Annotated in this window: 8 protein-coding genes; 2 read left to right on the top strand and 6 right to left on the bottom strand. The window is 70.2% G+C overall.

Annotated elements, in window-relative coordinates:
* Positions 1 to 35: 35 nt before the first annotated feature.
* Both ABQE93_RS17160 and ABQE93_RS17155 read right to left on the bottom strand, forming a co-directional pair.
* A complete protein-coding gene (locus tag ABQE93_RS17160) occupies positions 36 to 1,769 on the bottom strand; it encodes an ABC transporter ATP-binding protein (protein WP_448409430.1) in 1,734 nt (577 codons plus the stop codon).
* Complete coding sequence (locus ABQE93_RS17155) at positions 1,766 to 3,595, bottom strand: ABC transporter ATP-binding protein (protein WP_448409431.1); 1,830 nt, start codon at positions 3,593 to 3,595, stop codon at positions 1,766 to 1,768. The genes ABQE93_RS17160 and ABQE93_RS17155 overlap by 4 nt, the downstream gene beginning before the upstream one ends.
* Before the next feature lie 106 nt (positions 3,596 to 3,701).
* On the opposite strand from ABQE93_RS17155, the gene ABQE93_RS17150 reads away from it, so the two are divergent.
* The gene (locus ABQE93_RS17150; protein WP_448409432.1) at positions 3,702 to 4,562 is read left to right on the top strand and encodes an LLM class F420-dependent oxidoreductase; all 861 of its coding nucleotides are present in this window, start codon (positions 3,702 to 3,704) and stop codon (positions 4,560 to 4,562) included.
* On the opposite strand, the gene ABQE93_RS17145 is transcribed toward ABQE93_RS17150, so the two are convergent.
* A complete protein-coding gene (locus ABQE93_RS17145; protein WP_448409456.1) occupies positions 4,559 to 8,014 on the bottom strand; it encodes a non-ribosomal peptide synthetase in 3,456 nt (1,151 codons plus the stop codon). The two genes, ABQE93_RS17150 and ABQE93_RS17145, sit on opposite strands and share 4 nt — an antisense overlap.
* A 99-nt stretch (positions 8,015 to 8,113) precedes the next feature.
* Between ABQE93_RS17145 and ABQE93_RS17140 the strand changes: the two genes are divergently transcribed.
* The gene (locus tag ABQE93_RS17140) at positions 8,114 to 9,772 is read left to right on the top strand and encodes a (2,3-dihydroxybenzoyl)adenylate synthase (protein WP_448409433.1); all 1,659 of its coding nucleotides are present in this window, start codon (positions 8,114 to 8,116) and stop codon (positions 9,770 to 9,772) included.
* A gap of 114 nt (positions 9,773 to 9,886) precedes the next feature.
* Here ABQE93_RS17140 and ABQE93_RS17135 read toward each other — a convergent pair whose 3' ends face one another.
* The 3 genes from ABQE93_RS17135 to ABQE93_RS17125 form a co-directional block, all read right to left on the bottom strand.
* Positions 9,887 to 14,974, bottom strand: coding sequence for a type I polyketide synthase (locus ABQE93_RS17135; protein ID WP_448409434.1), 5,088 nt, complete (start codon positions 14,972 to 14,974; stop codon positions 9,887 to 9,889).
* A 159-nt stretch (positions 14,975 to 15,133) separates the two neighbouring features.
* On the bottom strand, positions 15,134 to 15,796 hold the full coding sequence (locus ABQE93_RS17130; protein ID WP_448409435.1) for an anti-sigma factor family protein: 663 nt from the start codon (positions 15,794 to 15,796) through the stop codon (positions 15,134 to 15,136).
* Positions 15,793 to 16,302, bottom strand: coding sequence for a sigma-70 family RNA polymerase sigma factor (locus ABQE93_RS17125; RefSeq protein WP_448409437.1), 510 nt, complete (start codon positions 16,300 to 16,302; stop codon positions 15,793 to 15,795). The genes ABQE93_RS17130 and ABQE93_RS17125 overlap by 4 nt, the downstream gene beginning before the upstream one ends.
* Positions 16,303 to 16,379: the final 77 nt, after the last annotated feature.

The following is a 16,379-nucleotide window of genomic DNA, read 5'->3' as shown; positions in this document are numbered from 1 at the left end:
GACGTCGACCACTTAACGTGCGGCGCTGTTTTCGGTCAGCCCTGGACGGCCATCGTCCAACCGGTGGCGGCCACCCGGCGTTCCCAGAACTGCGCGTACTGGCCGCCACGCTGCATCAACTCGGTGTGGCGGCCCTGGTCTTCGACGGTGCCGTCGGGCGTGAGCACGACGATGTTGTCGGCCGCGGTCACCGTGGACAGCTTGTGCGCGATGACGATGACGGTGCTCGTCTGCGCCAGGGTGCGGATGGACTCCGCAACGTGGTGTTCGTTCTCGGGGTCCAGCGCGCTGGTGGCCTCGTCGAACAGCACGATCGGCGCGTTCTTGACCAGCGCGCGTGCGATCGACACGCGCTGGCGCTCGCCTCCCGACAGGGCCGAGCCGCCCTCGCCGACCCGGGTCTGCCACCCGTTCGACAGCCGCTCGACGACCGGCAACAGGCCCGCCGTGCGGGCGGCCTCGACGATCTGCGCGTCGGTGGCGCCGGGCGCTCCGATCCGGATGTTCTCCCAGAGGGTGTCGTCGAACAGGTAGACGTCCTGGAACACCAGCGACAGCTGGGCCATCAGGTCGGCGGTGCCCTGGTCGCGCACGTCGACGCCGCCGACCCGCACCACGCCCGCGTCGACGTCGTAGAAGCGCGCGATCAGCTTGGTGATGGTGGATTTGCCCGATCCCGACGGGCCGACCAACGCGGTCATGGTGCCCGGTTCAGCGGTGAAGCTGACGTCGGACAGCACGTGTCGCCCGGCGTAGCCGAACGCGACGTGGTCGAGTTCGACCTTGGCCGGTGTCGACGTCGGCCGCGGATCCTGCGGTTCGGGCAGCGACGGGGTTTCCAGGATCGAGGTGATGCGGCGCAACTCGGTCGCGGCGATCCGCATCGCGGAGCCCACCTCGGCCAGCGCGGCCAGCGGCGAGGCGAACCGGGCGGCGAGCCCCAAGATGGCCACCAGCGTGATCGGGTTCATGTCGCCGCTGACGGCGATCCAGGCGCCGGTGGCGATCAGCACGGAGAAGACCGCTTGTACGGCAACGCCGTTGAGCATCAGCCCGGCCACCGACTGCCGCAACGCCGAACGCCCGACGCGGTGTTGGGTTTCCAGCGCGTCGGCCAGCGGTTGGTAGTCGGCGCCGCTGCGGCCGAACGCCCGCAGCACGGGCTGATATCGGGCGAACTCGATCACCCGGTTGTTGACCTCGGTTTCGGCTTCGTGGCCGACCTGCTCGGCCGAGGCGATCAGACGCGACGCGAACCGGCCGCACGCGATCAGCAGCGCCCCGCCCACCACCGCGACCAGCCCGATGCGCCAGTCGAAGATCGTCAGGCCGACCACCACGGTCGACGCGCTGACCACGTTGAGCACCAACGGCGTCAGCAGGTTACCGCCGCTGGTGCCGACGAAAACCGTTCCCTTGACCGCGATCTGGGACACCTGTCCGGTCCGCTCGCGGTTGAACCAGCCCAGTGGCAACGTCACCATGTGATCGCCGAGCCGGTGGTGCAGCAGACGCATCGTCGTCAGGGCCATCCGGATCGCCGACGTGGCCTGCACGTAGTTGCACACCGAGGCGATGACCACCAGGACGGCCAGCACGCCGAGCCAGCGTGCCGCGGCGTCGAAGTCACCGTCGAACAGTGCCACCGAGATCGGCACCAGCAGCACCATCGCCAGGCCGTGCAGTACGCCGTAGACGGTCACCAACGCCAGATAGGTGTACATCCGGCCGCGTTGCGGGCCCAGGATGCGCAGAAAGCCGCGGATCACCGTGCCACCTCCCATTCCTTGGCGTGGCCGGCGGTGTAGCTCTGCCACATCCGGGCGTATTGCCTGCCGGCGTCGAGCAGCTCTTGGTGGCCGCCACTTTCGACGATGCGGCCGTCGGTGAGCACCACGATCTGGTTGGCGGACACGATCGAGCCGAGGCGGTGCGCGATGACCAGCACCGTGCGGCCGACGATCAGCCGCGACAGCGCGGCCTGGATCTGTGCTTCGGAGTCGGGGTCGGCGAACGCGGTCGCTTCGTCGAGTACCAGGATCGGGGTGTCGGCCAGCAGCGCGCGGGCGATGCTGACCCGCTGGGCCTCCCCGCCGGAGAAGTGTGCGTCGACGTCGATGACCGAGTCATATCCGTTGGGCAGCTGCATGATCCGGTCGTGGATGTGCGCGGCTTGCGCGGCGGCGACGACGTCGTGGTGGCTGGCGTCGGGCTTGCCGAGCCGGATGTTGTCGGCGACGCTGACGGCCAGCAGCGCGACGTCCTGCAGCACGAAGCCGACGTGGCGGTACAACTCGTCGGGGGCGATCTCGCGCACGTCGGCGCCGCCGACGCGCACCGCGCCGGCGGTGACGTCGTGGAAGCGCGGCACCAGCGTGGCCAGCGTCGACTTCCCGCTGCCCGACGGGCCGACGAGCGCGGTGATGGTTCCCGGCGCCAACGTCAGGGAGACGTCGTGCAGCACGGTGTGTTCGCCGTCGTAGGAGAAGCTGACGTTGTCGAACTCGACCGAGTTGTCCTGTGGGAGTTGCGGGTTGGTAGGTGTTGGCAGCGACGGGGTGTCGAGCAGGCGCTGCAGCCGGCCCGCGGCGGAGGCGGCTTGGCGCTTGATGTGGGTGGAGTATCCGACGGTGAGCACCGCCGCCGGGATGGTGACCGCGACCAGCGTCGAACCGAGCACCTCGATCGGCGCCACCCATCCGCTGCGCACGAACCAGTAGCCGCCCGCCAGGTTGGCCAGCAGCAGCACCGGGGTCTCGATGAAGATCGATGAGGCGGCCTTGACGCGCACCAGCGGGCCCATCCAGTCGGCGAAGCTGTCGTTGAACTGGTCGGCGGCGTCGGCGAAGCGCTTGTGCGCCTTACCGGTTTCGCCGAACGTCTTGACCACCGACACTCCGGCGATGAACTCGACGATGGTGGCGCTGATCCGTTCCACGCCCGCGTTGAGCCGCTCCATCTGGGTCCTGGAGTCGCGGCCGAGCCAGGTGAAGATGCCGATGTACACCGGCACGGTGGCGAGCGCGAGGAGGCCGAGGCGCCAGTCGAGATAGAAGCAGTAGGCGAGCCCGAACACCGGCGTGGCCAGCGCCCCGGTGTTCTCCACCGCGGAATGCGCTACGAGGAAGTGCAATTCGCCGACGTCGTTCTGGACGGCCTTGCGCACCTCCCCTGACGATGTGGTGTTGAACCAGCCCAGCGGCAGCCGGCTGAGCTTGTCGACGATGCGCCGCCGCAGGGAGCGCTGCAGGTCGACGTCGGCGTAGTGGGTGATGGTCAGCGCGGTGCCGCCCGCGACGGTGCGGACCAGCAGGGCGATCACCACGACGGCCACGATGGTCCACACCCGCGCCGTGTTGACCGGCCCGTCGGCGAGCAGTTCGCGGCCGATCTCGACGATGCCGATGAACGGCACCACGGTCGCGGCGGAGGCCAGCAGTTGGTAGCGCTGGGCCCGCGAGGTGCGCGAGCGGGTGGGGGCCAGCAGCTGCCCCAGCGCGAGCTTGTCGTAGGTGGCGGCGCGTTTGGCCGCATCCGGTGTCTGCGCCGTCGTGGTGGGCTCGGCGCCGTCGAGCGCGGGCTGCACAGCGGTCATCAACAACTCCTGGGCGTGGTTAGGGTGGCCTAACCCTACCGGTCCTGCTGTGTGCATCGGCGGCTACGTAACGTGGGGGTCATCGGGTCGGTCGAAAGGACAGGTCATGGATCTGGCAGGCGTCGGAATTTGGAGTTCTCAGCTGCGCTACGGCGATCAGGGTGAGGCCGCGGAGGCGGCGGCCGAACTGGAGGACCTGGGCTTTTCGGCGCTGTGGATACCCGACGTCGGCGGACCCGTCCTCGACACGGTCGACCATCTGCTGTCGTCGACCAAGGACGTCGTCATCGCCACCGGCATCCTGAACCTGTGGATGCACGAGCCTGCGGAGGTGGCGGCGCGTTATGCGTCCTCGGCGGCCAAGCACGGTGAGCGTTTCCTGCTGGGCATCGGGGTGAGCCACGCGCCGCTGATCGACTCGAAGGAGCCCGGTCGCTACCGCAAGCCGCTGGCGGCGACGCGGGCCTTCCTCGATGGCATCGACGCGGCGGAGACGCCGGTGCCCGTCGAAAACCGGGTGCTCGCTGCGCTCGGCCCGAAGATGCTCGAGCTGTCGGCGACGCGGTCGCGCGGCGCGCACCCGTATCTCGTCACACCCGAGTACACGCGCGGCGCCCGCGAGGCGCTCGGTGCGGGTCCGCTGCTGCTGCCCGAGCAGACCGTGCTGCTCACCGACGATCGAGACCAGGCCCACGCGCTCGGAAAGGACTGGCTACGTTCGTATCTGGCGATGCCCAACTACGCCAACAACATGCTGCGGGCGGGCTTCACCGAGGAGGACGTGAAGTCGGTCAGCGACCGGTTGTTCGACGCGATCATCGCCTGGGGCGACGAGGAGACGGTGCTCGCCCGGGTCAAGGAGCACCACGACGCCGGCGCCGACCATGTGTGCGTGCAGGTGCTGACGGCCGATCCGAGGGAGTTCCCCCGCGAGCAGTGGCGTCGGCTGGCCGCGGCGCTGGGTTAACCGAGCTCGGAGAGGACCTCGGCGGCGTCCATCTGCGCGACTTCGAGGTACACCTCGGCCACCGCGTTGAGCCGCTCGCTGTCGGCCTCACGGTCGCGCAACCGCTCGGCCAGCTTCGCCACACACCGCGCCGCGAACATGTCGGTGACCATCACCGACGACGTGTCGAGCCACTCGCGGACCCGGGCCACCGCCTGGGTCGCCAGCAGCGAATCCCCGCCGAGCGCGAAGAAGTCGTCGTCGACGCCGACCTGCTGCGCGTCCACGCCGAGCACCCGCGCGACGATCGCCACCAGCGCCGACTCCAGCGGGTTCGCCGGCGCCCGGTAAGCGTTCACGGCGGGCACCTCGGCCTCGGCCAGTTGGCGCTGCACCGCCGCGCGGTCGATCTTGCCGGCCAGCGTGAACGGGATCCGGTCGGTCACCAGCAGAACCTTCGGAACCATATGCGCCGGAACGAGTTCGGCCATCTTCGCCGCGACCATTTGCGAGTCGACGGCCGGGTCGGTGGTGCGGACCATCGCGGCCAGCACGTCGGGCTCGCCGGGTAGCACGGCGGCGACGGCGGCGTCGACCCCCGCGACGCGTTTGAGCGCCGCCTCGACCTCGCCGAGTTCGATCCGGTATCCGCTGATCTTGACCCGATGGTCGATGCGGCCGACGAACTCCAGCGTGCCGTCCGACAAGTAGCGCACGAGATCGCCGGTGCGGTACCAGATCCGGCCGTCGTGTTCGACGAACTTCTGCGCGGTCAGATCGGGGCGGCCACGGTAACCGCGCGCGATGCCGCGCCCGGCCACCCACAGCTCGCCGGGCACCCAGTCCGGGCAGTCCGAACCGTCGGCGGCGACCACGCGGCACGCGTTGTTGGGAAACGGTGTGCCGTAGGGCACCGAACTCCAGTGCGACAGCGGCTCACCGACCTCGCACAGCGTGGCGTGCACCGCGGTCTCGGTCGCACCGCCCAGCCCGGCCGCCCGCACACCCGGCGCCGCGTTACGCAGCGCCGCAACGAGTTCGGGGCGCACCCAGTCTCCGCCGAGCAGCACCACCCGCAGGCTCGACAACCGGTCGCCACCGACGCGCAGCAGCATGTCCAGCCAGCCTGGCATCCAGTTCAAGAACGTGACGCCGTGGCGTCCGATCAGCTCGGCCCAGCGGTCGGGGTCGCGGCGCTGCTCTTCGTCGACGACCACAACCGCGCCGCCGGCCCGCAGGATCGCGAAGATCTCCAGCACCGACATGTCGGCTTCCAGCGAGGCCAACGCCAGGCTGCGGTCGGTCGGGCCGAGATCGAAGTGCCCGCCGAGAAACTCGACGGTGTTCATCACGGCATCGTGGGTCAACTCCACGCCCTTGGGTTCGCCGGTCGAACCCGAGGTGAACAACACGTACGCCAACGCCGACGGGTCGACGGCGGCCGGTTCGACGTCCGCGTCGCGGCCGGACGCGTCGGCGACGGGGATCGTCGGCACATTGGGCAGCCCGGCGGGCGGTCGGTTGTCGGCGCAGAGCAGCACGGCCGCAACGCCGCTGGATTGCAGGATCCGCACGGTGCGGTCCGCCGGCTGGTCCGCGCCGATCGGCAGATAGGCTGCGCCGGCAGCCAGGATGCCCAGCACCGCGGGGATCTGCTCGGCGCACTTCGGCCCGACCAGCGCGACCAGGTCACCTGACCGGACCCCGTTGTCGCGCAACGTCTGCGCCACCGAAAGCGCCTGGCTGCGCAGCTCGGCGTAGCTGAGGTCACCGTCGCCGCTGAACACCGCGGTCGCCTCCGGTGTCGCTTGTGCCGCACGAAAGAACCCGTCGTGCAACGCTTCCCCGCTCGGCGGTGCGGTCGTGGCGTTCAGCGCGTCGCGCACCGCGCGGGCCTCCTGCGGGACGGCCGGCGGATCCGGCGCGTCCCAGGCCGCGTCGTCGGCGGCCAGCCTGGTCAGTTCGGCGACGTGATAGGCGAACATCGCGTCGGCCACACCGGGGCGGAAGGCGTCGACGCGGACATCCCAGTTGATCATCAAACCGGTCGCCAGCGGGGTGGCCTGTGCGTCGATGAGCACCTGTGGGCCTTGGGAAATCGTCCACACCGGTGCGCCGAACTGATCGGTCACCTCCCCCGCGAACAGATCACCGAGACCGATTGCGCTGGTGTACACGATCGGCGCCAACGTCTGTGTGCCGCGGTGGCGGCCCAGGTCGCGCAGCACCGACAACCCGGAGTAGCTGGAGTGCCGCGCGGTGCTGTGCAACGTCTCCTGGACCGCGCGGGTGCGTTCGGCGGGGGTGCGGGCCTGGGTGAGGTCGATGTCGAGCATCAGCGACGAGGTGAAGCAGCCGACCAGCTTCTCCACATCGGGGTGGAACGGCTCGCGGCCGAACATCGGCAGGTTGAGCAGGAAACGCGAGTTCGTCGACCAGCGCGCCAGGGCGTGGGAGTACGACGCCGCCACCGCCATCGCCGGGGTGAGGCCGCGGCGCTGCGCGGCGGCGAACAGCGCGTCGCGCGTCGGGACGTCGAAGACGTGCCACAGCCGCACGCTGCGGCGCGGATCGGCCTGCTCGGCCGGCGGAACCAGCGGCAGCACAGGCGGTTCGGGCAGCTCCGGGATCCGCTCGGCCCACCACTGGCGGTCCTGCTCGGACGGGCCGGTGTCCGACGCCGTCAGCGCGGCCCGATATTCGCGGTAGGTGTAGCCCAGTTCGGGAAGCTCGCCGCCGCGGTAGAACACCGCGAGGTCGGCCATGAACTTGCGGTAGCTCACCGCGTCGGCGGCGTTCATATCCATGTCCACGTGCAGGCGGGTGCGCCCGCCGGGGCACAGCGAGAGGCTCAACTCCAGCACGTCGCCGTCGAGGATCTGATGCGACTTCTCGTCGCGGATGGCCTCGAGACGTTCGGCCGCGGCGTCCTCGGTCAGGTCCCGCAGGTCATACACCGTCACCGGCAGGTCGCGGTCGCCGATCCGCTGCGTGCCGTCGGGCAGGATCTCGACGCGCAGCATGGGGTGGCGCGCAACGAGTTTCGCGGCGGCGTCCCGCAGCCGCTGCGGGTCGACACCGGCGCCGTCGAACTCCACGTACAGGTGTGCGGCCACCCCGCCGAGCTGCTGATCGTCGTTGCGGCCCAACCACATCGCGTGCTGCATGGGCGCCAGCGGGAACGGCCCGTCGGCGCCGTCGTCCCCGGTGGTTGCCGCGTCGCCGGCGTCGGGCTTGGCCGTGCGGTCGGCGACCAACGCCGACCACGCGGTGATGGTGGGGTTTTCCGCCAGCGCGGCGAAGTTGACGTCGATGCCCTGCTTACGCCAGCGCCCGGACAGCGACATCATCCGGATGGAGTCCAGCCCGGAGGCAATCAGATCGGCGTCGGGGTCGACGGCGTCGGGGCTGACGCCGAGGAGTTCGGCGACCTCCTCGCGCACGGTATCGGACCTGGTCGCCGCATCACCCACGCTGTCCTCCAAATTAGTAAAGGCTGCCCTAACTAACCCGGTGGAGGCTACCTTATATTCGAGGCACCGCACACGCCTACCAGAGGGGCCACATCGTTCATGAGCACCGGTTTCACGCCGCAGCGGGCCGACTTCAGCGACCTGGCGACAGGGTTCGTGCCGTTTCCCGCCGACCGGGCCGACGAGTACCGCAAACTGCGCTACTGGTCCGACCGGCGGCTCGACTCGATCCTCACCGACGCGGCGACCGCGTGGCCTGACCGCACCGCGGTGCTCGACGCGCACGTCACCTACACGTTCGCCGAACTCGACGCGCGGGCCAACCGGATCGCCGCTGCGCTGGCCGACCGCGGCATCGCCCCCGGCGATCGCGTCCTGCTGCAGCTGCCGAACACGTGCGAGTTCGCGGTGGCGCTGTTCGGCCTGCTGCGCGCGGGCGCCGTCCCGGTGATGTGCCTGTCGGGGCACCGCTCCGCCGAGCTCAGCCACTTCGCCGCGGTCAGCGGCGCGGTGGGGTTGGTCATTCCCGATGTCGTCGGCGGCTTCGACTACCGGGACATGGCCGCAGGTCTGGTGAACGACCATCCGGCATTGCGCCACGTCTTCGTCGACGGTGAACCCGGCTCGTTCCAATCATGGCCGCAGCTAGGCGGTTTCGACGGTGAGTTGCGCGAGCCGGTGCCGGTCGACCCGGACCTGCCTGCGCTGCTGCTGGTGTCGGGCGGCACCACCGGGCTGCCGAAGCTGATCCCGCGCACCCACAACGACTACGTCTACAACGCGGTCGCCAGCGCACAAGCGTGCGGGCTGACCGCCGAGGACACCTATCTGGTCGTGCTGCCTGCCGGTCACAACTTCCCGCTGGGCTGTCCCGGCCTGCTCGGGTCGATGACGGTCGGCGCCGCGACGGTGTTCACCGCCGATCCCAGCCCGGAGTCGGCGTTCGCGTTGATCGACCGCCACAACATCACGGTGACCGGGATCGTCAACGCGCTGGCCAAGATGTGGACGCAGGCCTGTGAGTGGGAACCGGTGCTGCCCAAGTCGTTACGGCTGGTTCAGGTCGGCGGGTCGCGGATGACCCCCGAGGAGGCGCGCTACATCTACGAAGGCCTGACGCCGGGGCTGTCGCAGATCTTCGGGATGGCCGAGGGCATGCTGAACTTCACCCGCCTCGGCGACCCCGTCGACATCGTGCTCAACACGCAGGGCCGGCCGATGTCCCCGCACGACGAGATGCGGGTGGTCGACGACAACGGCGCCCCGGTCGCCCCGGGCGAGGAGGGTGAGCTGCTGGTGCGTGGGCCCTACACGCTCAACGGCTATTACCGTGCCGACGAGGCCAACGCCCGCTCGTTCAGCCCCGACGGGTTCTACCGCACCGGTGACCGGGTGCGGATCTTCGCCGACGGGCCGCGTGCCGGCTACGTCGAGGTCACCGGCCGCATCAAAGACGTCATTCACCGTGGCGGCGAGACGGTGTCGGCGTCCGACCTCGAGGAACACCTGTTCGCCCACCCCGCGATCTACGCCGCGGCGGCCGTCGCGATGCCCGACGACTATCTCGGCGAGAAGATCTGCGCCGCCGTGGTTTTCAACGGTGCACCGATTTCGCTGGCCGAGCTCAACGAGTTCCTCGACCAGCGCGGCGTGTCGGCGCACACCCGGCCCGACATGCTCGCGCCGCTGCCGTCGCTGCCCAAGACCGCGGTCGGAAAGGTGGACAAGAAGAAGGTCGTGGCCCAGCTGCTGTCCTGACGCCTGGCAGCCCGCCATGGCCCACTGCTCGCCATGGCCCACTGCTCGCCGAACGTTCCTTACCGCTCGAATTGCCGGCGATTTTTCGAGTGGTAAGGAACGTTCGCCGCAAAATCAGGAGGCGGGGACCTCTTCGCGGGCGGCCCTGACCAATTCGACGATGCGGTCGGACACCGCACCGGCCGTCGGGTACTCCCACAGCAGGGTCGGCGGTAACGACAGGCCGGTCTGCTTCTCCAGCTGGCGCAGCAGCCCGATGGTCATGATCGAGTCGACGCCGAGTTCCACCAGCGGCTGGCTCATGTCGACGGCGTCCTCGGGCAGCCCCAGTTGGGCCGCGACAGCCGACCCCACCCGCTGGCTGACCTGCTCCGGATCGGCGTCGACACCGATCACGTCGCCGGCCACCGTCTCCGTGCCGGTCTCCGCGGGCGCCACGTCGGCGAGCATGGGCACCGCGGACGCGTGCGGAAGCAGCGGCAGTACAACCACATTCGCATCATCGAGCCGCATGGCGATGTCCAGCGCGCGCATCGCGTCGTCGGAGGTGACGGTGTCCATCCCGAGCGCGTCGAGCTGCGCCGCGACGAACCGTGATGTCGAGCCCATGCCCAGCCCACGCCACGCGGTCCATGCGACGCTGACCGTGCGGTCCCCCAACCGGGTGCGGTGGCGGGCCATCGCGTCGAGGTAGGAATTCGCGCAGGCGTACGCGCCCTGCCCCGGGAAACCGGCGAGATAGCCGCACGACGAGAACAGCACCATCCAGTCCAACTGCCCGGGCGGAAACACCTCGTGCAGGGTCAGCGTGCCGTCGACCTTCGGCCGCATCGCGGTCTCGATGTCATCCTGGCTGGTATTGACCAGCAGCGCACCGGCTTCCACGCCCGCGGCGTGGATGACACCGCGCACCGGCGGCAGGGTACGTAGGGCGGCGCGCAGGGTGTCGGCAGCGCCCGGTGCGGCGATATCGACCGCGACGACGTGCACGGAGACCCCGCGCTCCTCGAGCGCCTCGACGGTGGAAACCAGTTCGGAGTCGCCCGCGGCGTGCCATTCGGAGCGCTCGGGCATGCCGGAGCGCGACAGCAGCACCAGCCGCCGCGCCCCCAGGTCGACCAGCCGCTGGGCCATCCGCAGTCCCAGTACGCCGGTACCGCCGGTGATCAGGTAGGTGCCGCCCGCGCCGCACTGCATCGGCGCGCCGGCGCCGATGCCCGCGTCGGCCAACCGGGCGACGATGGCAGCGCCGTCGCGCACGACCACGACGGAATGGCCGGGCCGCGACGTCATCGCGCCGACAGGCAGGTGCGCGTCGGCCACGTCGAGCACCCCTCCGAAGACCTCCGGGTGTTCGGCGGCGGCGACGCGGGCCAGCCCCCACAGCGGGGCGTGCACCACGTTGGTTCCTTCGTGCACCCCCTCGGTCAGCACCCACATCCGCGCCTTGACGCCCTGGGCGAGCAGGTGTTTGAGCGTGCGCATCACGACGTCGACCGATTGCTGCGGCGAGTCGTCGCTGTTAGGCAGCACCAACACCACCGCGTCGCGGTCCAGTTCGGTGAGCTCGGCCGGATCGGCGCACATCGCGTACGGCACATCGGCTGCGGCGAGGTCGCGGGTGACGAACGCACGGGTGTCGACGTCGCCGCCGACGAGCATCACCGCAGCGGGACGGCTGTCTTGGTGCCACGGCATCGGATGCCACGCCAGCCGGTGTACGATCCGCGAAACATCGCTGCCCGTAGGGCTTTCCAGCTCTTCGAACGCCATCCCGGTCAGCGACGCGCGCACGTGTCCGCTCTCATCGGCGATCAGCACGTCGGTGGCGGTGGTGGCGGCGCGGCGCCGGATGTGCACCACGGCCACCGCGGGTGGGTGGCCGTGCACGGCCACCCGTTCGATGTGGGCGGGCATCCGTAGCCGCGGTGGGCCGTCGAAGACCGTCGAGGCCGCCGATGTCGCCGCGTCGAGAAGCGCCGCCCAGGTTGCCGGCGGCGTGGCGACCCGGACCAGCATTTCGTCGTCGCCGCGACGCACATCGGTGATCTGCCAATCGAATCCCATCGCGGCCACGCCCAGCGACGCCAGGGTGTCGACCACGTGGTCGGCGGGTAACGGTTCGGGGCAGCGGGCCCGGATCGCGGGTTCGTCGATCGTGTGGCCCCGCAACTCGGTGATGTCGGCATCGACGGCGGCCACGGCGCTGCTGTGGGTGAGCCACCCGTCCTCGGCGGTGTCGTCGTCGAGCACGCAGGTCGACAGGGTCAGCGTGCGGTCCTGCAGCACCACCTGGACGTCGCGGGCGCGACCTGGCGCCACCGGCGTCCGAAGCCGCACGTCGAGCAGGTCGGAGTCGGCGGCGGCCAGAAAGGTGTTCAAAAGGACTGCGGCAGGGACGATTTCGGTGCCCTTTACCGGGTGGTCGCCGGGGTAGGGCCGGGTGTCCATATCGACGCGGGTCTGCCACATGCGCGTCGCCACCGCACCGGTCACCTCGGTGCGGCCGCCGAGCAGGGTGTGGGTCTTGACGTCGTGAACGCCGCGTCCGCCCGGCGGCGGTGTGGGGGTGCGCCAGAACCGGCGGTGCTGCCATTGGGTCACCGGCAGGTCGTCGGCCCACGGTGCGGCGGCGTCGATTCCGTGATCGATCGGTGCGCCGTTGCAATGCAACGCTGCCAGCGCGGTCGCGACCGAGGCGATGGCGGGCAGTTCACGGCGCAGCAGGGGCACGACCGCGTGCCCGCCGGCCTCCGAGCACGTCAGCGTCTCGACGATCGAATGGGCGACCACCGGATGTGCGGACACCTCCAGGAACAGTCGGTGGCCGTCGTCGGCGGCGGCGGTGACCGCTTCGGCGAAGCGCACCCGGCCGCGCAGGTTGGCCACCCAGTAGTGCTGGTCGCGCGGCGCGCCCGACCGGGGATCGGCCAATGCGGTGGTGTACAGCGGAATTTGGGGTGTTCTGCCCGGCGGTAGCTGCGCGGTGAGCCGGGCCAGCTCACCGGTGAGCGCGTCCATGGCGGGGCTGTGAAACGCCACGTCGGTGTTGACCCTGCGCACCATCAGACCTTCGTCGGTGAAGCGCCGACAGACCTCGTCGACGGCGTCGACGCGGCCCGAGATCACCGTCGACTCCGGTGACGCGCTGATCGCGGCCACCACGTCCGAGCGTGTGCCCAGCCGACTTTCGGCCTCCGCGAACGGCAGCCGCACCAAAGCCATCGCGCCCTGGCCCATCACCGAGCGGAACCCCCGGGCTCGGTAACAGGCCACCTTCGCACCCACCGTCAGGTCGAATACGCCCGCCGTCACGCAGGCAGCGACCTCGCCGACGGAGTGGCCGATCACCGCCGCCGGCGCCGCGCCGCGGGCCCGCAGCACCGCGGCCAGCCCGACCTGCATGGCGAACGTCAGCGCCTGCACCCGGTCGGTGCCACCGAGCTCACCGGTGCGCAGCGCGTCGCGGGCCGAAAAGCCAAGTTCGGCAGCGAAAACCGGTTCGACGGCGTCGATCACCGCCGCGAAGTGCGGTTCGTCGGCCAGCAACTCGCGGCCCATGCCAGGCCAGTGCGAGCCGTGCCCGGAGAACACCCACACCGCACCGTCGGCCGCGTTGGGCAGCGCGGTGCCGGTCACCACCGAGGCGTCGGGCACACCGTTGGCGAGCGCGTCGAGACCGGTTGTGATGCCGTCGATGTCGTCGGCGACCACCGCGGCGCGGACCGGTTCATGCGAGCGGCGCAGCCACGTCGTCGCCGCGACCTCCGGCAGGGCCACGTCGCCGACGCGCAGACGCGCCGACAGCGCCGCGGCCTGCGCTTGCAGCCGCGCGGTCGAGCGCGCCGACACCGGAATGACCGTTGGATACTGTTGCGCCCGTGCGGTTTCGGGTTTGCGTTGCGGCGCCTCTTCGAGGAGGACGTGGGCGATGGTGCCGCCGTAGCCGTAGCTGCACACCGCGGCCCGCCGCGGCGCATCGTCGCTGCGTTTCCACTGCTCGACCTCGGTGGGCACCCGCAGCCCGCTGCCAGCCCAGTCGACCGCGGGCGTCAACGACTGCAGGCCCGCGGTCGGTGGGATCGCCTCGTGGTGCAGCGCCAGGGTGGCCTTGATCAGCCCGACGATCCCGGCGCCGCCCTCGAGGTGGCCGACGTTGGGCTTGACCGAGCCGATGCGACACGGCGCATCGACGGGCCGGTCGACGCCGTAAACCTCCGACAGCGCGCGGATTTCGGTGGGGTCGCCGGTCGGGGTGCCGGTGCCGTGCGCTTCGACGAAGTCGACGCTCGACGGGGCGATGTCCGCGGATGCGCATGCGCGCCGGAACATTTCGGCCTGCGCGTCGCCGTTGGGCGACATGATGCCGACGGTGCGGCCGTCTTGGGCGACCGCGCCGCCGCGTACGACGGCGTAGATGTGGTCGCCGTCGCGCTGCGCGTCGCTGAGCCGCTTGAGCACCACCACGCCCGCACCTTCACCGCGGCCGTATCCGTCGGCGTCGGCGTCGAAGGTCTTGCACCGGCCGTCGGGTGCGGTGGCGCCCGCGACGTCGAGCACACGGGTCAGACCGGGACCGATCAGCGCGCTGACCCCGCCGGCCAACGCCAGCGACGTCTCCCCCGCGCGCAACATCTGGCAGGCCTGGTGCACCGCGACCAGCGATGCGGCGCAGGCGGCGTCCAGCGCGACGCTGGGCCCGCGCAGATCGAGCAGATGCGACACCCGGTTGGCGATGCCGCACAACGAGGTGCCGATGCCGGTCCAGGCTTCGATGCCGGGCAGATCCTCCATGACCAACTTGCCGTAGTCGTCGGAGTTGACGCCCATCAGCACGGCGGTATCGCTGCCGGCCAGTGAGCGCGGCGGCACCCCGGCGTGCTCGAGTGCCTCCCAGCTGACCTCCAGCGCGAGCCGCTGCTGCGGATCCATCAGCTCGGCCTCGCGCGGCGAGACGCCGAAGAACTCCGCGTCGAAGCCGGGCAGGTCATCGAGGAAGGTGCCAAGGCGGGTGACGTCGCGCAGCACGGCGGCATTGCGCGGATCGCGGCGCAGGTAGGGCTCCCAGCGCTCGGCGGGCACTTCGCTGACAGCGCTGCCGCCGTCGCACAGAAAGCTCCAGAACTGGGCGGGCGTGACGATGTTCCCGGCCACCCGGCACCCGATGCCGACGACCGCGATGGGCTCGGAGGCGGTGCTCACGAAAGGTACCGACGGGCACCAGAAGGCCCAGTAGTCTGGATAGCCTTGCCTAAGAAGCCGCGCGCCATGGCGCCAATATTCGCACACCCCGGCGAACATTTGGGAACTATGCACAGCAGGTCGAAGGTGGTCCCGCTCACGTCCGCGGGTGCCGGGTTCCTACAGCGTCTTCACGGCCAGCGGCTGGTCCTCGCCGGACACCCGGATGTCGACGGTGCGGATCTGCGGCGTCGGGATGCTGGTCGCCGCCGACAGACCACTCGCCTCGTCGCCGGCGGGCCGCCACGACCCGACGACGGTCTGGGCGCCGTCGTGGGTGGTCACCACGATGTCGTAGCTGTCGACGTTGCGCGCCCAGTCCTTGGTGTACTCACACGACCAGTTCAGCTCGGTGCCCCAGCCCTTCTCGGTGACCGCCAGTTGAGCGGTCAAACCCTCCCGCTGCCCCGGCTGCATCGGGGCCATCGCCACCGTCTGCACGCTGTCGGAAGTGCGGGGGAACACCGTCGCGCCGACCACGCCGCCCACGATCGCCAGCGCGGCCGCCGCGGCGACCGCACCCGCCATCACCGCGCGCCGCGACCGCCGCTGCCGCTTGTCCGCCAGTGAGGCGATGCCAGGCGGTTCGATCAGCGCCACCGCCTCGTCTGGGCTGAGCGCGTCGAGGATGCTCGGCATGTCGGCGAGTTCGGTGAGCTCGGCGGCCCGCTCCGGGTGTGCGGCGAGGTAGTTCTCGTAGCTGCGCCGGTCTTCGGTACTCAACGCGCCGAGCACATACGCGGCGTCCCACTGGGCCAAGTCATCTTCAGGCGGCTTACTCACTGGACAATCCCCCTTTCCTGCAACGCAATTCGCAACGCACGCAGCGCGTAATGCATCCTGGACTTGACCGTGCCCGGCGGAATCTGCTCCTGCCGGGCGATATCGGCGACGGTCTGGCCCAGGTAGTAGGCGCGCACGATCACGCTGCGGTGCTCGGCGCTAAGCGACTTGAGCGCATCGGCCAGCACCCACTTGTCGACCGCCGGGCCGATCGCGTCCAGCGAAGGCTGTTCGGGGACGTCGTCGGTCTGCAGTTCGCGGGTGAAGCGCGCACTGCGCCGGTCGTCGATCACCAGGTTGCGGGCCACAGTGAACAGCCACGCCCGCACGGATTCGCTGGGCTGCTGCAGGATCTCGGGTTTGCGCCAGAGCCGCAGCAGCGATTCCTGCACCACGTCCTCGGCGAACGGCCGGTCGCCGCGGGTGAGCCGCATGACGTAGCGCAGCAGCGCCTGGCTGTGCGCATCGGAGACCGCACGCAGCAGCGCCGCCTGGTCCTCGGTCACCCGTACATGCTGCCGCACGAGTGTGGGCTTGTGTCACGGCAAATGCGAAAAAGCCGTGCGGGTAACCCACGTTCGGC

It is taken from the genome of Mycolicibacterium sp. XJ662 (assembly GCF_053484035.1).
Note: the sequence above shows the minus strand (reverse complement) of the source record. Positions and strands in the feature narration are given on the sequence as shown.

Bases quoted from the DNA above. Each gene is read 5' to 3' on its own strand.
- ABQE93_RS17155 (WP_448409431.1), bottom strand. From the start codon at position 3,595: ATGACCGCTGTGCAGCCCGCGCTCGACGGCGCCGAGCCCACCACGACG.
- ABQE93_RS17150 (WP_448409432.1), top strand. From the start codon at position 3,702: ATGGATCTGGCAGGCGTCGGAATTTGGAGTTCTCAGCTGCGCTACGGC.
- ABQE93_RS17140 (WP_448409433.1), top strand. From the start codon at position 8,114: ATGAGCACCGGTTTCACGCCGCAGCGGGCCGACTTCAGCGACCTGGCG.